We start from the raw sequence: 19593 nt of genomic DNA on the forward strand, positions 1-19593 counted from the left end.
GACAAGGACGTCATGAATCGACTGGCAGTGGGCCTCGCCGTGGGCGCGGGCTACCTTCTCGGACGCACGAAGAAGGCGAAACTCGCCTTCGCCGTGGGCACGATGGTCGCGGGCCGCAGGCTGCAGCTGAGCCCCGGCGCGCTCGTCGGCGCGGTGACGCGGCAGCTGGAGAACAACCCGCAGTTCAAGGAGATCGGCGACCAGCTGAAGCAGGATCTGCGCGGAGTCGGCGAGGCGGCGACCGGCTCGCTGCTCGACCGGCAGCTCGAAGGCCTCGCCGACCGGCTGCACGACCGCACCCTGGACGTGCGCGACCGGCTTTCGGGGGTCACCCCCGACACGGATGCCGTGCCCGACGCTGAGGAGGCGTCAGGCAAGGCCAAGGACGCGGGCAAGAGTGCGGGCGGTGCAGCCAAGTCGGGTGCGCGGAAGGCGGGTTCGACGACGAAGAAGGCCACATCGGCCGCCCGGGGCGAACGCAGGACGGGCCCGGCACGCAAGGCGCAGTCCTCGCGCGGCACGGACAGCGCCCGCGGCTCGCAGCAGCGCGGCACGGGCCCGCAGCGGCGCACCGCGAAGAAGACCACCCGGGCCCGGGGAGGCAGCGATGACTGACACCCGTGAGCAGACCCGCGAGGACACCGGTAACGGCTCCCGCGACGGAGCCCCGAACATGCTGCGGTCTGCCGCTCACAGCCCGGCGGCGGACCGCCTGAAGGACGAGGCCAAGGCCTACGCGATGGCGCAGGCCGAGCGCGCCCTGATCGGGGTCGGCCGCAAGCTCGGCGAGACCACGGTCAAGCTCAACGACATCGCCGACGGCCGCAGCCCCGGCCTCGGCAAGCTCGCCCTGGAGGGCGGCCGCAAGCTCGCCCAGGGCAAGGGCCCGCTGCGCAGCGCCGTGGAACTGGGCGGCAGCCGCCTCAAGGACTCGGTCAAAGGTGCCGTGAAGAACCTCACCGGACGCCGCAAGAAGGGCGGGGGCGGCCAGAAGCCCACCGTCATCCTGGAGTACGTCGACGTCGGCGTGCCGGTGCGCGAGGCCTACGACCAGTGGACGCAGTTCCAGGAGTTCTCCACGTACGCCAAGGGCGTCAAGGGCGCCACCGCGGCGGGCGACACGGACTCCGACTGGCAGCTCAAGGTCTTCTGGTCCAGCCGCAGTTGGAAGGCGCACGTCACCGAGCAGGTGCCGGACCAGCGCATCTCCTGGACGTCGGAGGGCGCGAAGGGCACCACGAAGGGCGTCGTCACCTTCCATCCGCTCGGCGAGCAGCTGACCCGCGTCCTGCTCGTCATCGAGTACTACCCGAAGGGCCTGTTCGAGAAGACCGGAAACATCTGGCGCGCCCAGGGACGCCGGGTCCGACTCGACCTCAAGCACTTCGCCCGGCACCTGTCGATGCGCGGTGAGGCGAGCGACGGCTGGCGCGGCGAGATCCGCGACGGCGAGGTGGTGCGCGGCCACGACGAGGTGGTGGCGGACGAGGAGGAGTCCGCGGACGCGTACGAGGACGATGCGGAGGCCGAGGACGAGGGCCGGGGGGCGTACGAGGAGGAGGACGAGGACGACGAGGGGGCGTACGACGAGGTCGACGAGGACGAGCCCGACGAGCCCGACGAGCCCGACGAGGACGAGCGCGAGGCGGAGGACGAGGCCGACGTGGACCCGGAAGCGGCCGACGACGGCGAGGACAGGGCCGACGAGGACCCCGATGACGAGCTCGTCGCGGCCGACGGCGGCCGGAACCGCCGATGACGACCGCGAGCCGGTTGCCAGAGCCCTACCCGCAGGGCGGCGCGAACCTCGCCGACATCCTCGAACGCGTCCTGGACAAGGGCATCGTCATCGCGGGGGACATCCGGATCAACCTGCTCGACATCGAGCTCCTCACCATCAAGCTCCGCCTCGTCGTCGCCTCCGTGGAGCGCGCCAAGGAGATGGGCATCGACTGGTGGGAGGACGACCCGGCCCTGTCCAGCGGTGCGCGTCGGACCGCGCTCGCGCGGGAGAACGAGGAACTGCGGCGCCGTGTCGAGCAGTTGGAGTCGATGACGGAGGCGGAGGGCCTTGGCGCCCTCGAACGCGGTGGCGGGACCGCATCTGACGGCACGGGGAAAGACGGCCGAGGAGAACGTGAACGTGAACGATGACCTGCGCTATGTGTACGCCGTGTGCCGCCCGTTGGCCGCGCCGCTGCACGCCGACCTCATCGGCGTGGGCGGCGCGCCGCCGCGTCAGCTCGTCCACGAGGGCCTGGTGGCCGTCGTCAGCCCCGTCCCCGAACGGGACTTCGGGCGGGAGCCGCTGCGCGCACACCTGGAGGATCTGCACTGGCTGGCGGCGACGGCCCGCGCCCATCAGAACGTCGTCGCCGCCCTCGCGACCGTGACCTGTCCGCTGCCGCTGCGGCTCGCGACGGTCTTCCACGACGACAGCGGCGTACGCGCCATGCTGGAGGACGAGTCCGAGCGCCTGCACCGGATCCTGGACCGGATCGACGGCCATGTGGAGTGGGGCGTGAAGGTGTGGCTCGGCGCTTCGGCCGGCGACGGGGACGAGGGTGCGGACGGGGGCAGGGGCGCCGACGGGTCCGCCGCCTCGTCGCCCGCACGTGTGCCGAGGTCCGGGCGGGACTATCTGCGGTGCCGCCGGGCCGGGAACGCCGCGCGTGAGGAGGCCCTCGCGCGGGCCGAGGTGTTCACGCGCCGCCTGCACGGCGACCTCGCCCGGTACGCGGCCGACGCCCGGCTGCACCCCGTGCAGAGCGGGCCGCTCACCGACGCCGGTTCCGGCCGGAACATCCTCAACTCCGCCTATCTGGTGCCGCGTACGTGGTCCGAGGAGTTCCTGGAGCTGATCGGCCGCACGGAGGGCACCCGGCCGGGGCTGCGCGTGGAGGTGACCGGACCGTGGGCGGCGTACTCCTTCACGGACGACCCCGACGCGGGGGAGGGGCCGCACGGCGGGGAGGGCGCCGCACGCCAGGACGCGGGCGGGGCGCCGTGAGCGGGCGGGGCGCCGTGGGCACGTCGGCCGACCGCGTCCGGTCCGCGTCCGTCGAGCCGTTCGCGCGGCGGGAGATCGCGCTCGTCGACCTGCTCGACCGTCTCCTTGCCGGTGGCGTGGTCATCGCGGGCGACATCACCCTGCGCATCGCGGACGTCGACCTCGTCCGAATCGATCTGAAGGCGCTGATCAGCGCGGTCAACGCACAGGTGCCGTCGCCGTGGCCCACGGCCGACGTGCGGGAGGCGTCATGAGGAGGGGGCCGTCATGAGGAGCGAGCCCTCATGGAGCGGGGCTGTCACGAAGCGGGGCTGTCACGAAGCGGGGCCGTCATGAAGGGGGAGTCGTCATGAAGATGGACCTGGAACCGGACACCGTGGAGCGCGACCTCGTCGCCCTCGTCCTGACCGTCGTCGAGCTGTTGCGCGAGCTGATGGAGCGCCAGGCGATCCGCCGCTTCGAGTCCGGTGAGCTGACGGAGGATCAGGAGGAGCGGGTCGGGATGACGTTGATGCTCCTGGAGGACCGCATGACACGGCTCCGCGAGCGCTACGGACTGCGGCCCGAGGACCTGAACCTGGACCTCGGGCCCCTGGGCCCCCTGCTGCCCCGGGACTGAGCCACCGCCCGCCGCCCACTGTCCGACGCCCGCCGCCCCCTGCCACCCGACCGTCCCGCCCCGGGTCACCTCACACCCGGCAGAGCAACTCCCCGTGCAGCACCACGAACCAGCCGTCCTCCGCCCGCCCCCACTCCCGCCAGGCCGCCGCGACCGCCTCGAGCTGCCCCCGGTCGGCGTGCCCGGCCGCCGTCGCGCGCTCGGCGTACGCCGACGCCACCGTGCGGTCCGCCCACAGCCCGCTCCACCAGGCCCGCTCCTCGGGCGTGCTGTAGCACCAGGTGCCCGCCGACGCCGTGATCTCGGTGAACCCGGCCTCCCGCGCCCAGGACTTGAGGCGCCGCCCGGCGTCCGGCTCACCGCCGTTGGCGCGGGCGACCCGCCGGTACAGATCCAGCCAGTCGTCCAGGCCTGTCACCTGCGGGTACCAGGTCATCGCCGCGTAGTCGCTGTCGCGCACCGCGACGATCCCGCCCGGGCGGCACACCCGGCGCATCTCGCGCAGCGCCCGCACGGGATCGCCGACGTGCTGGAGCACCTGGTGGGCGTGCACGACGTCGAACGTGTCGTCGGGGTGGTCGAGGGCGTGCACGTCGGCGACGGCGAACGTCACGTTGTCCAGGCCGCGTTCGGTGGCCGTGGCGCGCGCCCGGTCGAGGATGTCGGGCGCGCGGTCGACGCCGGTGACGTGCCCGTCCGGGACGAGCGCGGCCAGGTCGGCGGTGATGGTGCCAGGGCCGCAGCCGACGTCCAGGATCCGCAGGTGCGGTCGGAGCGAATCGAGGAGGTAGGCCGCCGAGTTGGCGGCGGTGCGCCAGGTGTGGGAGCGCAGCACGGACTCGTGGTGTCCGTGCGTGTAGACGGCGGTTTCGGCGTGGGGCTGCTGCGGTGCTGACATGACGGCACTGTAAGCCGCTCGTGCCAGATGATGAGACCCCCGTCTCAATATCTGGTCGACAAGGGTCCGCGGCGGCTCGGTCACGTCGCCAGCGACGGCCGGTACACCGCCAGCGCCTCCGGCAGCTTGTCGAGCAGCAACTCGCCCTCCGCCGAGGAGAGTTCACCGTCGTAGGCGATCTTCGTGCCGGGCGCGAGGCCGTCGATGCGCAGGCGGCGCGGACGGGCCGTCGTCTGGACGGGAGAGCGCTCGACCGGAGCGGTCAGGGCCGCCGCGAGCAGCCGCGACCCGGGCCTGCGGCCGCCGTGCACGATGCGGACGTCGAGCAGTCCGTCGGCGAGGTCGAAGCGCCGCGTGGGCGCCGGACCCAGGCGGTTGTACACGCAGTTCCCGGCGAACAGCAGCCACAGCGGCCGCTCGGTCCCGCCGATCTCCGCGCGCAGCGGGTGCTGGTCGGAGCGCAGGACCCGCGCCGCGGCGAGCACGCCCGCGGGCCAGCCGCCGATCCGCGGCGACCACCGCTCCCGCTCGCGCACCAGCTCGGGATAGACGCCGAGGCTGAAGGTGTTGAGGAAGTGCCCGGAACCGGAGCGGGAGCGAAAGCGCCCCACGTCCACCGCCACGGCGTCGCCCACCTCCACGGCCCGGGCCAGCTCGCGGGGTCCCTCGACGCCGAGGTCGTACGCGAAGTGGTTGAGCGTGCCGCCGGGAAGCACCGCGAGCGGCACGCCGTGCCGCAGGGCCACCGAGGCGGCCGCGTTGACGGTGCCGTCGCCGCCGCACACCCCGAGGGCGCGGGCGCGGGCCGCCGCCTTGTCCAGCTCGGCCACGAGGCCGTCCGGCGCGCACGTCACCACCTCGGCGTGCGGCAGGACGTCGAGCAGCTCGCGCACCCGGTCGGAGGTCTTCGCGCCGCTGTTGGTGACCACGACGAGGCCGCGCCCGCCGGGCAGGGCGGGGGCCTCGGCGCGCGGCCGGCCGGGCAGCGGCAGCTGGGACCGGGTCGGCACCAGGCCGCGTACGGCGTACGCGGCACCCGCGCCCAGGGCGGCACCGGCGAGTACGTCGCTCGGGAAGTGCACGCCCGTGTAGACGCGGGACAGCGCGACGGCGCCCGCGAGCGGGGCGACGGCCGCGCCGAGCCGGGGCGACTCCAGGGCCACGCCGACGGCGAAGGCCGCCGCGGACGCGGCGTGCCCCGAGGGGAACGACGTGGTGACGGGCTGCCGCTTCAGCCTGCGCACGAGGGGCACCGGGTCCAGGACCGGCCGGGTCCGCCGCACCGAGCGCTTGCCGAGCGTGTTGATCGTCGCGGACGCCACCGCGAGCGACGCCACGCCCCGGGCCGCGGCGCGCTTGGCCCGCGGGCCCCGGGTCGCGGCGAGGACGCCCGCCGTGGCGAACCACAGCCGCCCGTGGTTCGCGGCGTGGCTGAGCCGCGGGAGCAGCCGGTCGGCGCCGGGCCAGTGCCGGGCGGCCACGGCGTCGAAGACCCGGCGGTCCAGCGCGATCAGCCGGTTCCTTGGCCCGCGGGCCGTGGGCAGGGGGCGGTGGGCATCTGAGGTCATATGTGTCGCGTACCCCCCGGCGGCGATCCGCAACGGATCGACCCGCCGAGGCGCTCCTGCGCCGCCCTGACGGCTCAGGGCCCGCGGGGCCCGCCGGGACCCCGGCCCGAGAATCCGTTTGCCGTCATCGAACACCGCCCCGGACAATCGCCCCCATGGGACATCTGGAAGCCGCGCACATCGAGTACTACCTGCCGGACGGGCGAGCGCTGCTCGGTGACGTCTCGTTCCGGGTGGGCGAGGGCGCGGCGGTGGCGCTGGTCGGGGCGAACGGCGCGGGCAAGACGACACTGCTCCGGCTCATCGCGGGGGAGCTGCAGCCGCACGGCGGCAGCGTGACGGTGAGCGGCGGTCTCGGTGTGATGCCCCAGTTCGTCGGCTCGGTCCGCGACGGCACCACCGTGCGCGACCTCCTCGTGTCCGTGGCGCAGCCCCGCATCCGCGAGGCCGCCCGGGCGGTCGACCGCGCCGAGCACGCCATCATGACGGTCGACGACGAGGCGGCCCAGCTCGGTTACGCGCAGGCGCTCTCCGACTGGGCGGAGGCCCGGGGGTACGAGGCCGAGACGCTGTGGGACATCTGCACGACGGCGGCGCTCGGCGTCCCCTACGACAAGGCCCAGTGGCGCGAGGTGCGCACGCTCTCCGGCGGCGAGCAGAAGCGCCTGGTCCTCGAAGCGCTGCTGCGCGGCACCGACGAGGTGCTGCTCCTGGACGAGCCCGACAACTACCTGGACGTCCCCGGCAAGCGCTGGCTGGAAGAGCGCCTGAAGGAGACCCGCAAGACCGTCCTGTTCGTCAGCCACGACCGGGAGCTCCTGGCCCGCTCCGCCGAGAAGATCGTGAGCGTGGAGCCGAGCCCCGGTGGCTCGGAGGTGTGGGTGCACGGCGCGGGCTTCGCGACGTACCACGAGGCGCGCCAGGAGCGCTTCGCCCGCTTCGAGGAGCTGCGCCGCCGCTGGGACGAGAAGCACGCCCAGCTCAAGAAGCTCGTCCTGGACATGCAGCAGTACGCCGCGCGCAGCGACGAGATGGCGTCGCGCTACCAGGCGGCGAAGACCCGGCTGCGCAAGTTCGAGGAGGCCGGACCGCCGCCCGAGCCGCCGCGCAAGCAGGAGATCACCATGCGCCTGCACGGCGGCCGCACCGGCGTCCGCGCCGTCACCTGCAAGAACCTCGAGCTGACCGGCCTGATGAAACCCTTCGACCTGGAGGTCTTCTACGGCGAGCGCGTCGCCGTCCTCGGCTCCAACGGCTCCGGCAAGTCGCACTTCCTGCGCCTTCTCGCGGGTGACGCCGACAACCCGGTGGCACACACGGGGGAGTGGAAGCTCGGCGCGCGCGTCGTGCCGGGACACTTCGCGCAGACCCACGCCCACCCGGAGCTGATCGGCCGCACCCTCCTCGACATCCTGTGGCGCGAGCACGCCAAGGACCGGGGCGCGGCGATGTCCCGGCTGCGTCGCTACGAACTCACCGGACAGGCCGAGCAGCGCTTCGAGAAGCTCTCCGGCGGCCAGCAGGCGCGCTTCCAGATCCTGCTCCTTGAGCTGGAGGGCGCCACTGCCCTGCTGCTCGACGAGCCCACCGACAACCTCGACCTGGAGTCGGCCGAGGCGTTGCAGGAGGGACTCGAGGCGTACGAGGGCACGGTGCTCGCCGTGACCCACGACCGCTGGTTCGCCCGTTCCTTCGACCGATACCTCGTCTTCGGCGCCGACGGCCGCGTTCGGGAGACCTCGGAGGCCGTATGGGACGAGCAAAGAGTGGAACGGGCCCGCTAGCGCGGCGGGTAGCGTGGTGAAACCACGCCGTACGCTGCGCAGTTGGAGAGACCGTGGCTGTCAGGACGACCTTTCGGACCAGTGATGTGGACGAGGCCCGGGAGGTGTTGGTAGCTGCCTACTACAGCAACTTCTTGGACGTGCTCGACCGGCAGCGGTCGTTCCGGGCCGAGTTCGCCATCGGGCGGCTCGGCGCGGTCACCGTCGGGGGCCTGCACTGCAACACCGATGTGCGGGTGCGCCTCGGGGAACTCGGGGCGTACCACGTCAACATCCCGCTCAGCGGCCACATGACCTGGCGCCAGGGCTCCGGCTCGTCCGTGCTCACCACGCCCGACAGCGCCGCCGTCTACCAGCCGTGCGGCGACACCGTCGTCGACCGCTGGTCGGGCGACTGCCGGGTGCTCGCCGTGAAGCTGGACCGGGTGGCCCTCGAGGAGAACCTGGAGACGCTGCTGGACCGGCCCACCCGCGGCCCGGTGTCGCTCGACCCGGGCTTCGACACCAGCCAGGGGCCCGGCCGGGGCTGGACCCGGCTCGTCCGCGCGGTCGCGGACGACCTCCTCGACGAGTCCGCGATGCTGAGCGGATCCCTCGTCGCCGCGCCCCTCCAGGAGGCGCTCCTGAACGGCCTGCTGCTCGCCACCGGACACCGCTACCGCGATCAACTCACCGACCCCGTCGCCCGGTTGCGGCCCGCACCGGTCAAGCGCGCCATGGACGCCGTCCAGCAGCGGCCCGAGCACCCCTTCACCGCCGCGACCCTCGCCGCCGAGGCCCGGGTCGGGGTGCGCTGGCTCCAGGAGGCCTTCCGCCGCTACGTGGGGATGTCCCCGATGGCGTACGTACGCGACGTACGGCTCCAGCGCGTACGGGACGAACTGCGCGCGGCCGTGCCCGACGAGCAGTGCGTGAGCGCCGTCGCGCACCGCTGGGGCTTCACCCACCTGGGCCGGTTCGCCGAGCAGTACCGGGCGCGCTTCGGGGAACTGCCGTCGCAGACGCTGCGCGGGTGAGCGCCCGGCGGCGTGCCGGTGCCGTGGCACGGGACGGTGTGTCGCGGTGCGTTATGCGGTGCGTTATTCGGACACTCGCCGCGTCGAGCGGATCGTGGGCCCGTGGGCGCCCGCCTAATGTGTCGCTGTGCCGGGTGGACCGGTCGCCGTCGCGGGAGCCCTAGCCTTCTTCCGGGGCGTCGGCCGTGGACGGAGACCCGGTGCTTCCGGCCCGGCGGACTCCGCCGGGCCGGCTCGGACCGCGGGCCCGGTCTTTCCCCCTCGGTACCCACGCGGTGCCATCGGGCCCGCCCCTTCCGGCCCCTTCTGGCCCTTTCTTTCTGGTTCTCGCGGTTCCTTCGGTCTTCACTGGACACAGACACAGACACAGACGCAGACGCAGATGCTGGACACAGACGCCCGAGACGGACCGGAGGCGGCATGAGCGCGACCGACACCACCCGACTGCTGCGGCACCACGGCCGGGCCGTCGACCTGTTCACCGACCGGGTGCACGCCGTCCGCGCCGACCAGTGGGACGCGCCGACGCCGTGCGCGGAGTGGACCGTACGGGACCTCCTCGGCCACCTCGTCGTCGAGCAGCTGTGGGTGCCGCCGCTGGTCCGCGACGGCGCCACCCTCGCGTCCGTCGGCGACAGCTTCGACGGCGACGTCCTCGGCCCCGACCCGGTCGCCTCCTGGGACACCGCGGCCGACGCGGCCCGCGCCGCGTTCGCCGGGCCCGGCGCCCTGGACCGCACCGTGCACCTCTCGTACGGCGAGACGCCCGCGGCCGACTACTGCGCCCAGATGGTCACCGACCTCGTCGTGCACGCCTGGGACCTGTCCCGGGCGATCGGCGCCGACGAGCACCTCCCGGACGACCTCGTCGCCGACGCCGTACGCGAAGTGACGCCGTACGCGGCCGAGTTGAGCAAGACCGGCCTGTTCGCCCCCGCCGTGCAGCCCCCGTCGGGGGCGGACGCGCAGACCGCGCTCCTGAACCTGCTGGGCCGAACGCCCTGACTGTCGGCCGACTTCGGCGGTCCCCCGGCCCCCGCCGCCCCGTTCAGCTCCCGGTCCTGCCGCCCCGCTCGACCGACAGGTCGCCGATGGTCATCATGAGGTCGCCGATGCTCACCATGCCGATGGGCCTGCCGTCCTCGACGACGGGCAGGCGGCGCACCGCGTGGGCCCGCATCAGGCCGAAGGCCTCCGACACCGCGTCGTCGGGGGCGACCACCACCGGGTTCGGCGTGCACACGGACTGCGCGCTGACCGTCAGCGGGTCCACGCCGTCGGCCACGGCGCGCAGGGTGATGTCCCGGTCGGTGAGCACCCCGAGGACCCGGCCGCCGCCCGTCACGACGACACCGCCGATGTCCTCGGCGCGCATCAGCTGCGCTGCCTCCACCAGCGACGCGTCGGGCCTGACCGTCGTCACTCCCGGTGTCATGACGTCCCTCACGTACCGCTCCATGGCGTTGAGCCCCCTTTGTTCCGGTCTCTCCGGTCCGTCCGGCCTCGCGGTCCGAGCCACCGCCGTCCGGGTGCCCATCCGGCGGGGGTTCTCACATCGAGGTGGGACGGCGCGCGGCCCCGGTGCGCACAGACGGGTGTTTGCCCCACGGCGCGCGGGGCAGGCGGAAAGGCAGTGCTTCGGACCGGAGGCACGTCCGTGGGAGCGGTTGTCGCTCGCCCCGGGTGTGCCCAGGTGTGATGAGCGCACGCCCTCCCACGGTGACCGTCCACACCAGGCACCGGCTCAAAGGGAGTTGCAGGCATCATGCGATCCGATGCGGCACGAGTTCAGGACACGACCCGCCACCACGGCGCGGTACGCCCCCCGCACCCCCCGTCCTCGCACCCCCAGCCCCCGCACCCTCAGCCCTCGCAACCCCAACCCGCGCGCCCGCAGCGGCCGCGGTCCAAGCGGCACCCGCACGACGACGCCCCCGACACCGCCGCGGCCTTCCGGCGGCTCTGCGAACTGCCCCACGGACCCGAGCGGGACGCCCTGCGCGAGGAGCTCGTACGGGCCTGGCTGCCCATGGCCGACCGGCTCGCGGGCCGCTTCCGCAACCGCGGCGAGGCCCTCGACGACCTGCGCCAGGTCGCCGCGCTCGGCCTGGTCAAGGCCGTCGACCGCTACGACCCGGAGCGCGGCAACGCCTTCGAGAGCTACGCCGTGCCGACCGTCACCGGCGAGATCAAGCGCCACTTCCGCGACCACATGTGGACCCTGCACGTGCCGCGCCGCGTGCAGGACCTGCGCAACCGCGTGCGGTTCGCCTGCCAGGACCTGACCCAGACCACCCCCGGACGCACCCCCAGCGTCGCCGAGATCGCCGAGCGGGCCGGGATGAGCGAGGAGGAGGCGGCGACCGGACTCGAAGCGCTCGACAGCTTCACCGCGCTGTCCCTGGACGCCGAACTGCCGGGCAGCGACGACGGCTACGCCCTGCGGGACACCCTCGGCGGCCCTGACCCCGCCCTCGACGTCGTCGTCGACCGCGAGTCCGTCAAACCCCGCCTCGCGCAACTGCCGGAACGTGAGCGGACCATCCTCTACCTGCGGTTCTTCCGCGACATGACACAGAGCCGCATCGCCGAGCACCTGGGCATCTCACAGATGCACGTGTCGCGCCTGATCAGCCGCTGCTGCGGGCGGATGCGCGAGGAGGTCCTCCGGGAGTCGACCCACCACGCGGCCGCCGCCCGGCGCGAGGAGCGGGCCCGCGCCGCCCGGGTCACCCCGAGCGCCGCATAGCCAGGGCGATGTGCCGGGACATCACATCCACGGCGCGCGCCTCCGCCATCGAGAACGCGAGGCGCGCGCCGGTCCTGAACAGACTCAGCACCCCCTCGACCGCGCTGCCCTGGCCCGACGCGATCGGCACGCACAACAGGGACGTGACATGCGCGCGCACCAGGACCGGGGCGCCGCTCGCGTCCCGGCCGAAGCCGTCCGGCGGATCCGGCCGCACCTGCAGCGTCGGCGCCCCGCAGCGCGCCGTCTCCATGACCAGCGGGCAGTCGGCCGGGTCCTGCGCGAGCACGTCGGCGACCGGGCCGCCCTCGGGGCCGAGCACGGTGCGCCGGCGCGGCCGCTGGGCGCCCTCGTCGGCGATCACCCAGTCGGCGAACCGGCCGTGCAGCACCTCGGGGACCCGGGCGAGCACCTGGGACGGGTCCCCGGCCGGCGCCGTGAGCAGGGTGACCGTCATGGCGTCCGCCAGTTCGAGGAGTTCGGCGTTCCGGGTCGCCTCGGCCAGGTCCGGCGTCCGCCCCCGCACGCTGCGGGGCAGCGGTTCCCGGGTGCCCGGCGGCTGCAGTACGACGAGGACGACCGTGCGGGGCTCGTTGCCGGGCCGCAGCGCGGTCAGCGTCGCCCGCACCGGCATCCGGGGCCGATGCTGCAGCCGGACCGTCAGGCTGCGGTCGCCCTCCCTGCGGGCCACCGCCGCGGCCTGCGAGCGGAACGCGGTCCGGTCGGACGGCGTCAGGAAACCGGCGAGCGGCCGCCCCGTCGCGTACCCGCCGAGCACCCCCGTGAGATCCACCGCCGCGCTGTTCAGCCGCCGCACCACGGTCTCGCCGTCGACCAGGGCGACCGGCAGCGGGAACCGCTGGAAGACGGTGCGCAGCAGCCTCTGTTCGTCCCGTACGGCCGTCGTGCCCGGCGCCGGGCCGTTCGCCTCGAGCCGCTCGAGACCGGGCCACAGCCGCTCCGCCACGTGGTCGAGCTCGAACAGCGCCGCGTCGAGCATGGTGCGCAGGTCACCGGAGGGAACCGTGCGCGAAGCCTTCAACTCCGCGACCCGGCGCACGAAGTCCGCCAGGTCCTCGCTGAAACGGTCGGTGTCCGCCATGCCTCGAACGTAGCGGCTGGGGCCGTTTTCCGGGGGTGTCACCGGGAACCCGAGGAAGAGGAAAGGAGATGCCTCAGACGCCGGAGACGACGAGGAGACGAGTCACCATGCCCATGCTGCTCGGAACGGACGGACCGGAATCCGCCCTGCCGGCGCGCAGGCTCTCGGAACTGGCCGAACAGGCGTTGCGCTGCACCGCCGAGTGCTGCGGCGCGGGCGCGACCGTCACCGAGGGCGGCCAGGTGCACCCGGCCGCCGTCACCCATCCCGACCTGTCCGGCCTCGTCTCGGCGCAGTTGCGCTCCGGCGACGGGCCGATCCCCGCTGCCCAGGAGCGGGGCGCGCCGGTGGACGCGGGGGATCTGCTGCACGACGACCGCTGGCCGGAGTACCGCGCGCTCGCCCTGGACTCCGGAGTCCGCGCGAGCGTCACGCTGCCCTTCAAGCGCTCCGGGCTCACCCTCACCCTCAGCCTGTTCAGCTTCCGCCCCGGGACCCTGGACGACGCGGGCTGCGGACCCGCGCAGGCGCTCGGGGACCTCGCGGCGGCGGGCCTGGTCCGCGACCGCCACTACCGCGCCGCGCTCACGGAACTCGACCACCTGGGCGAGGCGCTGCGCACCCGCCCCGTCGTCGACCAGGCGTGCGGCATCATCATGCACATCGTGACCTGCGACGCCGACCGCGCCTTCACTCTTCTGCGCCGCGTCTCCCAGCAGTCCAACCGCAAACTCGCCGAAGTGGCGGGGGCCCTGGTCGAGACGCGCGGCCGGGGGCTCGAGGCCGAGCTGACGGCAGTGGTGGACTGAGGCGCCGGGCCCGGCCCCCGGTCACCCGGCCGGAGGCCACACCGCGCGGATGACGCACCCCCACGCTCGAATGACCTCATGCGCACTTCCGTCCCGCACCTCGCCCTGACCCTCACCACCGCCGCACTCTGCACCCTCGCCGCCGCCCCGTCCGCGTACGCGGGAGACGCCACCGCCGAAGTGACCCCCAAGCACCTCGCCCCCGGCGAACAGATCACTGTCTCCGTGTCCTGCCCGGACACCGGCGGCACGCCCCCGCAGACCATGACCGCCAGCTCCCAGGCCTTCGAGCAGGGCAGCGTCCAGCTCCAGCGCGTGCAGAGCGGCCAGGGGCTCCCGAACGGACGGCAGCACGAGCAGAGCGACCCGTACGGCCTCACCGACCCGCAGGGAATCCAGCCCGACAGCGAGCCGGGCCTGGAGCCGGACCTCGGGACCGTACCGGGCGAGGAGTTCGACACCGGGACGGGAACGGACGCGGGAGCGGACATGGGCACGCGCGACGAGGTCGGGATCGGGGGCGGCGCCGCGAACACCGCGAACGCCGTGAAAGCTGCGAATGCCGAGCACGCCGAGCACGCCGAGCACGCCGTGAACGCCGAGAACGGGGACGACGCCGAGAACGCGGACGGTGCCGGGGCCGCCTACCAGGGCACGGCCCGCATCGCCGCCGCCGCGTCCTTCGAGGGCGGCGGCCCGAACGCCGTGGGCCCCGAGTCGCAGTGGGCCGTGGACGGCGTCTGCCACGACGACGGCCAGTGGAAGGCGACGTTCACCGTCACCCGTACCGCCCACACGCCCACCCATCGGCCCACCCACGAACCCACCCATACGGCCCCCGCCGCCCACGGCGTCCACGCCGGGCGTGACGGCGGCTTCACCGACTCCCCGGCGGCCCTCGCGGCGGGCGGCCTGCTGGTCAGCGGGGCCCTGGGCGCCGCCGTGCACCGGCTGCGCCGCGACCGGACGTCCGCCCGCTGACCGCCGGTCAGGTCAAGTGGCCGACCACCGGAAGGTGGAGCGGCGCCGCCGTGGGTACGCACACACCCGACGGCACACGAGAGGTCACGGGAGCGCACGGAGGTACCCATGCGGCGGACGGACCACGAGGGTCGCGGCCGCGTCCGGTACGGCCCGCCGCTGCCGGAGCCGGGGCTCCCGGTCCTCGCGGAGCTGACGGCCGTCCTCGCGTCCGCCGCGGGCCGCTCGCACGCCCAGGCGCCCGGCGGCGACCCGGCGCTGCTCGACGCGGCCTGCGGCTACTGGACCCGGCGCGGCCTGCCCGCCGAGCGCGACCACGTCGCCGCCGCCCCCGGCGCCGCGCCGTTGCTGCTCGCGCTCACCGCGGCCGTCGGCGGCGACGTCCTGCTCCCACGCCCGTGCGCCGCCTGGTGGGAGCCCCAAGTGCGCCTCCTCGGCCGGTCGGTGTACCACGTGCCGACGCCCGCCGAGTGCGGCGGCGTCCCCGATCCGTACGCCCTCCTGGAAACCGTCCGCCGGGTCCGCGCCGAGGGCGGCTCGCCGCGGCTGCTCGTGATGTCGGTCGCCGACGACCCGACGGCCACGGTGCCGCCGCCGGAGGTCGTGCACGAGGCCGTCGAGGCCGCGGCGGGCGCGGGCCTGCACATCGTCAGCGACGAGACCTGGCGCGACACCCTGCACCGCCCCCGCGAGACCGTCCTGGTCGGCCCCGCCGAGATGGCCCCCGAACGGGTCACCGTTGTCTGCGACCTGTCCGGCGCCTTCCTGCCGCCCGCCCTGCCCGCGGCCATCGCCCGGTTCCCCGCGGGCGGCCCCGCGGCGGCCCTGCGCGCCCGCGCCCTGGACGTCCTCACCGCGCTCGGCGCCGCCCCGGCCGCGCCGGTCGCCGCCGCGGCCGCGTACGCCCTGGGGGAGCCGGACGAGATCACCGCCCGCCTGACCGCCGCGACCCGGCTGCACGCGCGCGTGGCCGGGGCGCTGCGGCAGGCGGTCGTCGGGGCGGGCGGTTTCGCCCGGCCGCCGCGCGCGGGACGGCACCTGTACGCCGACCTCGGGCCGCTGCGGTCCGAGCTCGCCGCGCGCGGCGTGACCGACGCGCAGGAACTGGAGGACTTCCTGGGTACCCGCCTCGGCATGCCCGCACCCGGCGGCCACCGCTTCGGCGACGACATCGCCGCGCTGCGCGTCCGCCTGTCCACGGGGCCGTTCCTCGGGACGGACCCGGAGGAGCGGATGGCCGCGCTCGCCGCCCCCGACCCCCTGGAACTGCCGCACGTGGAACGGGCGTTGAACTCGTTCGAAGCGGCCTTCGACGATCTCCGTGCCGAAGCACAGCGATGGGAGCCTCCTCGGTGACGCAGCAGACGCAGCAGCAGCCACGGGACAGCGAACAGGCGGAGCAGACGCAGCCGGTCCGACGGGGCCGGGAGGCTCCGGAGAAGGGCGGCGGGGCGCCGCCGCGCGCGCTGCGGATCGGGGAGGCGCAGGACAGCGGGGGCGGGCTCGACGACGGTGAGGGCGGGCCGGAGGAGCGGGGCGCGCCAGACGGCGGGGGCCGGTCGGAGACACGGGACGCGCGAGGTGGCCGGGGCCGGATGGAGAGGCGGGTCGTGCAGGACGTGCGAGGTGACGGGGGCGGGCCGCAGGCGCGGGACGCGGCACGGTGTGGCGGGGGCGGGGCGGAGGCGCGGGGCGTAAGCGGTGGCGGTGGCGGGCCGCAGGCGCGGGGCGTGTGGGACGGGCGGGGCGTGCTGGGTGCGCCGGATGCGCGGGGCGCGCGGGATGTCCGGGGCGCGCGGGATGTCCGGCCCGGCGCCGCCCCGGTCGCGCCCCGCACCCCCGGCACCGTCCGGCTGTGGCCGAAGTCCTTCGCCGACCGGCTCACCGCGCCGCTGCCGGGCCTTCGGGCCTTCGCCAGGTTCGCCCGCGAAGGGGCGCTCCGGCCCCCGCCCGGGGCGCTCGCCGACATCCCGCGCCTGCCGTACGCACCGGGCCCGCTGCCCCGCGTCGACTCCCGCACGGTCGCGGTGACCTGGGTCGGGCACGCCAGCTGGGTGCTGCGCGTCGGCGGGCTCACCGTCCTCACCGACCCCGTCTGGTCCCGCAGGATCCTCGGCACCCCCGCCCGGGTCACGCCCGTCGGCGTCCCCTGGAGCGCGCTGCCCCGCGTCGACGCGGTGGTCATCAGCCACAACCACTACGACCACCTGGACGCGCCCACCCTCAGCAGGCTCCCGCGCGACACCCCCGTCCTCGTCCCCGCGGGCCTCGCCCGGTGGTTCACGCGCCGCCGCTTCACCCGCGTCGTCGAGCTCGACTGGTGGGAGGGCGCCGAACTCGGCGGCGTCCGCTTCGACTTCGTACCGGCGCACCACTGGTCCAAGCGGGGCCTGCGGGACACCTGCCGGAGCCTGTGGGGCGGCTGGGTGCTCACCGACGCGGACGGGCAGCGGGTGTACTTCGCCGGGGACACGGGGTACGGCCACTGGTTCGAGCGGATCGGGGAGCGCTACCCCGGGATCGACCTGGCGCTCCTTCCCATCGGGGCGTACGAGCCGCGCTGGTGGCTGCGGGACGTGCACTGCGACCCGGAGGAGGCGGTGCGGGCCGCGCTCGACGTGGGGGCGCGGCGGATGGCGCCCATGCACTGGGGCACGTTCCTGCTGTCGGCGGAGCCGGTCCTGGAGCCGCTGACGCGCGTACGGGACGCCTGGGCGGCGGCCGGGAGGGAGCGGGGGGACCTGTGGGACCTGCCGGTGGGCGGCTCCCGGGTGCTCTCCGGCTGAGAGGATCCGGCGCGTTCAGCGGGCCGTCGAGCGGGCCCGGCGGAGGCGGCGCCACGCCGTCGGGGCCAGGCTGATGACGACCGTGAGGCCGACGGCCAGGGCCACGCCCTGCCAGGGTTCCTCGAACAGGGAGCCGCCGAGAATGCCGATGAGCTGGTACGTCACGGCCCACGCCAGGCAGGCCGGGAGGTTGCCGCGGGCGAACCGGCGCAGCGGCAGCTTCGCGAGGAGACAGGCCAGCATCACCGGGAGGCGGCCCGCGGGGACCAGGCGCGACAGGACGAGCACCAGCACGCCGTGGTCCTCGAGCTTGTCCTGGGCCTGGGCGAGCCGCTCCTCCGGAGCCCGGTCCCGGATGGCCTCCAGCCAGCGCGAGCCGTTCCTCGACCGCATGCCGCGCTGCCCGAGCCAGTACAGGCCCATGTCCCCGCAGAACGCCGCGAGCGACGCCACCCCGAACACGATGAGCAGCGCGAACGGCGACGTGTCGGTCTGGTGGAAGGCCACCACCGCCGCCGAACTCACCAACGCGCCCGTCGGCACCACCGGCACCAGCGCGCCGAGCACCACCAGCAGGAACAGCGACGGATAGCCCACCGCCTGCTGGGTGGACTCCGGCGTCACCGTCGCCGCCGCGGCGAGGATCATCGAGCGACCTCCGGCCGTACGGACTCGCCGTGCCCGAGCCGGTGCACGGCGACGTCCGGCGCGCGGCGCGCCGCCTGACGTACGAACTCCTCACCCGGGCCGTGGAATTCGTGCGGCCGCACCGCGTCCATGCCGATCGGCCAGTACGTGCCGTAGTGCACCGGCACCGCGCTGCGCGGCGCGAGCCGCGCCAGGGCCTCGGCGGCACGGGCCGGATCCAGATGGCCGTGGCCGAGGTAGGGGCCCCAGCCGCCGACGGGGAGCAGCGCCACGTCGACGGGCCCCACCTCGTCGGCCATCGCGTCGAACAGGCCCGTGTCACCCGCGAAGTACGTGCGGGCGCGGCCCTCGACGACATAGCCGAGCGCGGGGGAGCGGTGCGGGCCCAGCGGCAGCCGACGGCCGTCGTGCAGGGCGGGCACGACGCGCACGGCGACGCCGCCGCTGCCGTTGCTCCCCACGGGGATCTCGTCGCCCGGCACGACCTCCGTGAACCGCAGGTGGGACAGCTTGCGCAGGCCCGGCACGGAGCGGGGGGCGCCGCGCGGGACGAGGACGTGCGTGCCCGGGGCCAGGCGGGCCAGGGAGGGCACGTGCAGATGGTCGGCGTGCAGGTGCGACAGCAGGACGACATCGGCGACGGCGGCCTGCGGGGGCGGGAGTGCGCCTCTGCGCCGGCGCAAGTGCGCGAGACGGCGCACGAACAGCGGATCGGTCAGCACGCGGGTGCCCGAGTCCTCCACCGTGCACGTGGCATGGCCCCACCAGGTGACCGTGACGTCGGCCCGCACCCGTTCCTCCTTCGTGTGACTGTCTCCGAGCCTACGGCCAGGAGTAGTGTCGACGGCTGACGCCAGAGGTGAGGGGGACGCCATGGGAGAAGCCGGCCGGGGGGCCGCACGCGCGGTGCGGGTCGCGGCGATCGCCAGCCTGACGCCCCTGGAGGAACTGGACGCCGACCCCTTCCTCGTGGACTCGCGCAGCCAGCACGCCATGTGCGCGAAGTGGGCTGCCGCCCAGGGGTACGTGGTGACCCGCGAGCTCGTCGTCCGCGGTCTGCGCGCCGACCACGCCGTCCTCTGGAACGACGTCGACGCCGGACTCGTCGACCTGTTCGTCGTCCCCTGCCGCCGCGTGCTCGAACTGGCCCTCCAGTCCGCCGACGAGTTCACCGCGGAGTGCGCGCGGCGCGGCGTGCGGATCGAGACCGCCGGGTTCGCGGAACCGGCCTACGACTCCGGGATGAAGGCGCGGGTGCATCGGAGGTTGTCTATGCCTACTGCTGGGTACGACGGCTGCTGACCCTGGCCCCTGGGCCCTCACCAACCCCGGCACCCCCGCCGCTCCGCGGCGCTCTTCCCCACCCACCCACCCGTGACTGTCGTCCCCGACTCACCCCCGTCAGCCACCCCGGCCGGTGACTCTCGCCGCCCCGTGCGCCCTGGCCGGCAACCCTCCCGCCGCTTCGCGGCGGTTGTCCCACCCGCCCGCCCGTGACACTCGTCCCCGGGTGGCCCCCGTACGGCCGCCCCGGCCGGTGACTCTCGCCGCCCCGTGCGCCCTGGCCGGCAACCCTCCCGCCGCTTCGCGGCGGTTGTCCCACCCGCCCGCCCGTGACACTCG

Annotated in this window: 21 protein-coding genes; 15 read left to right on the forward strand and 6 right to left on the reverse strand. The window is 74.6% G+C overall.

The features are described from left to right. Window positions 1–12: 12 nt before the first annotated feature. From ACFVHO_RS14470 to ACFVHO_RS14495, 6 genes are all read left to right on the forward strand, one after another. The gene (locus ACFVHO_RS14470; RefSeq protein ID WP_385713441.1) at window positions 13–615 is read left to right on the forward strand and encodes a DNA primase; all 603 of its coding nucleotides are present in this window, start codon (window positions 13–15) and stop codon (window positions 613–615) included. Then, window positions 608–1759 carry an SRPBCC family protein gene (locus ACFVHO_RS14475; RefSeq protein ID WP_385713443.1) on the forward strand — a complete coding sequence of 384 codons (1152 nt, stop codon included), beginning with the start codon at window positions 608–610 and terminating at the stop codon, window positions 1757–1759. Before ACFVHO_RS14470 ends, ACFVHO_RS14475 begins: the two co-directional genes overlap by 8 nt. After that, complete coding sequence (locus ACFVHO_RS14480) at window positions 1756–2154, forward strand: gas vesicle protein (RefSeq protein ID WP_385713444.1); 399 nt, start codon at window positions 1756–1758, stop codon at window positions 2152–2154. Before ACFVHO_RS14475 ends, ACFVHO_RS14480 begins: the two co-directional genes overlap by 4 nt. After that, window positions 2144–3010 (forward strand): GvpL/GvpF family gas vesicle protein, encoded by an 867-nt coding sequence (locus ACFVHO_RS14485; RefSeq protein ID WP_385713446.1) that lies wholly within the window; start codon window positions 2144–2146, stop codon window positions 3008–3010. The genes ACFVHO_RS14480 and ACFVHO_RS14485 overlap by 11 nt, the downstream gene beginning before the upstream one ends. A 14-nt stretch (window positions 3011–3024) precedes the next feature. After that, window positions 3025–3264 (forward strand): gas vesicle protein, encoded by a 240-nt coding sequence (locus ACFVHO_RS14490; protein ID WP_385713491.1) that lies wholly within the window; start codon window positions 3025–3027, stop codon window positions 3262–3264. Window positions 3265–3359: 95 nt separating this feature from the next. Beyond that, on the forward strand, window positions 3360–3629 hold the full coding sequence (locus ACFVHO_RS14495) for a gas vesicle protein K (protein WP_385713448.1): 270 nt from the start codon (window positions 3360–3362) through the stop codon (window positions 3627–3629). A gap of 70 nt (window positions 3630–3699) precedes the next feature. On the opposite strand, the gene ACFVHO_RS14500 is transcribed toward ACFVHO_RS14495, so the two are convergent. Then, window positions 3700–4527 carry a class I SAM-dependent methyltransferase gene (locus tag ACFVHO_RS14500; protein ID WP_385713449.1) on the reverse strand — a complete coding sequence of 276 codons (828 nt, stop codon included), beginning with the start codon at window positions 4525–4527 and terminating at the stop codon, window positions 3700–3702. An 80-nt stretch (window positions 4528–4607) separates the two neighbouring features. Beyond that, complete coding sequence (locus tag ACFVHO_RS14505) at window positions 4608–6095, reverse strand: bifunctional phosphatase PAP2/diacylglycerol kinase family protein (RefSeq protein ID WP_385713450.1); 1488 nt, start codon at window positions 6093–6095, stop codon at window positions 4608–4610. Window positions 6096–6250: 155 nt separating this feature from the next. On the opposite strand from ACFVHO_RS14505, the gene ACFVHO_RS14510 reads away from it, so the two are divergent. From ACFVHO_RS14510 to ACFVHO_RS14520, 3 genes are all read left to right on the forward strand, one after another. After that, the gene (locus ACFVHO_RS14510) at window positions 6251–7879 is read left to right on the forward strand and encodes an ABC-F family ATP-binding cassette domain-containing protein (RefSeq protein WP_385713452.1); all 1629 of its coding nucleotides are present in this window, start codon (window positions 6251–6253) and stop codon (window positions 7877–7879) included. Between the two features lie 53 nt (window positions 7880–7932). Beyond that, the gene (locus tag ACFVHO_RS14515; protein ID WP_385713454.1) at window positions 7933–8895 is read left to right on the forward strand and encodes an AraC family transcriptional regulator; all 963 of its coding nucleotides are present in this window, start codon (window positions 7933–7935) and stop codon (window positions 8893–8895) included. 420 nt (window positions 8896–9315) lie between these two features. Next, window positions 9316–9900: a TIGR03086 family metal-binding protein gene (locus ACFVHO_RS14520; RefSeq protein WP_385713456.1), complete on the forward strand. Its 585-nt coding sequence runs from the start codon at window positions 9316–9318 to the stop codon at window positions 9898–9900. A gap of 43 nt (window positions 9901–9943) precedes the next feature. On the opposite strand, the gene ACFVHO_RS14525 is transcribed toward ACFVHO_RS14520, so the two are convergent. After that, window positions 9944–10354 (reverse strand): CBS domain-containing protein, encoded by a 411-nt coding sequence (locus ACFVHO_RS14525; RefSeq protein WP_385713458.1) that lies wholly within the window; start codon window positions 10352–10354, stop codon window positions 9944–9946. A gap of 306 nt (window positions 10355–10660) precedes the next feature. Here ACFVHO_RS14525 and ACFVHO_RS14530 point away from each other — a divergent pair, with 306 nt between their 5' ends. Further along, on the forward strand, window positions 10661–11644 hold the full coding sequence (locus ACFVHO_RS14530) for an RNA polymerase sigma factor SigF (protein ID WP_385713460.1): 984 nt from the start codon (window positions 10661–10663) through the stop codon (window positions 11642–11644). Here ACFVHO_RS14530 and ACFVHO_RS14535 read toward each other — a convergent pair. Further along, window positions 11625–12746, reverse strand: a complete 1122-nt coding sequence (locus ACFVHO_RS14535) for a PAS domain-containing protein (protein ID WP_385713462.1) — start codon at window positions 12744–12746, stop codon at window positions 11625–11627. The genes ACFVHO_RS14530 and ACFVHO_RS14535 overlap by 20 nt on opposite strands. A gap of 107 nt (window positions 12747–12853) precedes the next feature. On the opposite strand from ACFVHO_RS14535, the gene ACFVHO_RS14540 reads away from it, so the two are divergent. The 4 genes from ACFVHO_RS14540 to ACFVHO_RS14555 all read left to right on the forward strand — a co-directional run bounded on the left by ACFVHO_RS14540 (window position 12854) and on the right by ACFVHO_RS14555 (window position 17322). Further along, a complete protein-coding gene (locus ACFVHO_RS14540) occupies window positions 12854–13555 on the forward strand; it encodes an ANTAR domain-containing response regulator (protein ID WP_385713463.1) in 702 nt (233 codons plus the stop codon). Window positions 13556–13633: 78 nt separating this feature from the next. Continuing rightward, entirely contained in the window at window positions 13634–14536 is a 903-nt protein-coding gene (locus tag ACFVHO_RS14545) for a hypothetical protein (protein WP_385713465.1), read from the forward strand. Window positions 14537–14644: 108 nt separating this feature from the next. After that, entirely contained in the window at window positions 14645–15892 is a 1248-nt protein-coding gene (locus ACFVHO_RS14550) for an aminotransferase class I/II-fold pyridoxal phosphate-dependent enzyme (RefSeq protein WP_385713467.1), read from the forward strand. Window positions 15893–16131: 239 nt separating this feature from the next. Continuing rightward, window positions 16132–17322 (forward strand): MBL fold metallo-hydrolase, encoded by a 1191-nt coding sequence (locus ACFVHO_RS14555; RefSeq protein WP_385713493.1) that lies wholly within the window; start codon window positions 16132–16134, stop codon window positions 17320–17322. Between the two features lie 15 nt (window positions 17323–17337). Here ACFVHO_RS14555 and ACFVHO_RS14560 read toward each other — a convergent pair whose 3' ends face one another. Together ACFVHO_RS14560 and ACFVHO_RS14565 are read right to left on the reverse strand one after the other, a co-directional pair. Further along, window positions 17338–17970 carry a DedA family protein gene (locus ACFVHO_RS14560; RefSeq protein ID WP_385713469.1) on the reverse strand — a complete coding sequence of 211 codons (633 nt, stop codon included), beginning with the start codon at window positions 17968–17970 and terminating at the stop codon, window positions 17338–17340. After that, window positions 17967–18761 carry an MBL fold metallo-hydrolase gene (locus tag ACFVHO_RS14565; RefSeq protein ID WP_385713471.1) on the reverse strand — a complete coding sequence of 265 codons (795 nt, stop codon included), beginning with the start codon at window positions 18759–18761 and terminating at the stop codon, window positions 17967–17969. The genes ACFVHO_RS14560 and ACFVHO_RS14565 overlap by 4 nt, the downstream gene beginning before the upstream one ends. A gap of 82 nt (window positions 18762–18843) precedes the next feature. Between ACFVHO_RS14565 and ACFVHO_RS14570 the strand changes: the two genes are divergently transcribed. After that, window positions 18844–19272, forward strand: coding sequence for a hypothetical protein (locus ACFVHO_RS14570; RefSeq protein WP_385713473.1), 429 nt, complete (start codon window positions 18844–18846; stop codon window positions 19270–19272). The last annotated feature ends 321 nt before the right edge of the window (window positions 19273–19593 follow it).

The sequence above is a fragment of the Streptomyces sp. NPDC127108 genome (genome assembly GCF_042677545.1).
Classification (GTDB): Bacteria; Actinomycetota; Actinomycetes; order Streptomycetales; family Streptomycetaceae; genus Streptomyces.

Coding starts and splice junctions, on each gene's coding strand:
- ACFVHO_RS14470 (WP_385713441.1), top strand. CDS start 13: ATGAATCGACTGGCAGTGGGCCTCGCCGTGGGCGCGGGCTACCTTCTC.
- ACFVHO_RS14475 (WP_385713443.1), top strand. CDS start 608: ATGACTGACACCCGTGAGCAGACCCGCGAGGACACCGGTAACGGCTCC.
- ACFVHO_RS14480 (WP_385713444.1), top strand. CDS start 1,756: ATGACGACCGCGAGCCGGTTGCCAGAGCCCTACCCGCAGGGCGGCGCG.
- ACFVHO_RS14495 (WP_385713448.1), top strand. CDS start 3,360: ATGAAGATGGACCTGGAACCGGACACCGTGGAGCGCGACCTCGTCGCC.
- ACFVHO_RS14500 (WP_385713449.1), bottom strand. CDS start 4,527: ATGTCAGCACCGCAGCAGCCCCACGCCGAAACCGCCGTCTACACGCAC.
- ACFVHO_RS14505 (WP_385713450.1), bottom strand. CDS start 6,095: ATGACCTCAGATGCCCACCGCCCCCTGCCCACGGCCCGCGGGCCAAGG.
- ACFVHO_RS14510 (WP_385713452.1), top strand. CDS start 6,251: ATGGGACATCTGGAAGCCGCGCACATCGAGTACTACCTGCCGGACGGG.
- ACFVHO_RS14520 (WP_385713456.1), top strand. CDS start 9,316: ATGAGCGCGACCGACACCACCCGACTGCTGCGGCACCACGGCCGGGCC.
- ACFVHO_RS14525 (WP_385713458.1), bottom strand. CDS start 10,354: ATGGAGCGGTACGTGAGGGACGTCATGACACCGGGAGTGACGACGGTC.
- ACFVHO_RS14530 (WP_385713460.1), top strand. CDS start 10,661: ATGCGATCCGATGCGGCACGAGTTCAGGACACGACCCGCCACCACGGC.
- ACFVHO_RS14535 (WP_385713462.1), bottom strand. CDS start 12,746: ATGGCGGACACCGACCGTTTCAGCGAGGACCTGGCGGACTTCGTGCGC.
- ACFVHO_RS14540 (WP_385713463.1), top strand. CDS start 12,854: ATGCCCATGCTGCTCGGAACGGACGGACCGGAATCCGCCCTGCCGGCG.
- ACFVHO_RS14545 (WP_385713465.1), top strand. CDS start 13,634: ATGCGCACTTCCGTCCCGCACCTCGCCCTGACCCTCACCACCGCCGCA.
- ACFVHO_RS14550 (WP_385713467.1), top strand. CDS start 14,645: ATGCGGCGGACGGACCACGAGGGTCGCGGCCGCGTCCGGTACGGCCCG.
- ACFVHO_RS14555 (WP_385713493.1), top strand. CDS start 16,132: ATGGAGAGGCGGGTCGTGCAGGACGTGCGAGGTGACGGGGGCGGGCCG.
- ACFVHO_RS14560 (WP_385713469.1), bottom strand. CDS start 17,970: ATGATCCTCGCCGCGGCGGCGACGGTGACGCCGGAGTCCACCCAGCAG.
- ACFVHO_RS14570 (WP_385713473.1), top strand. CDS start 18,844: ATGGGAGAAGCCGGCCGGGGGGCCGCACGCGCGGTGCGGGTCGCGGCG.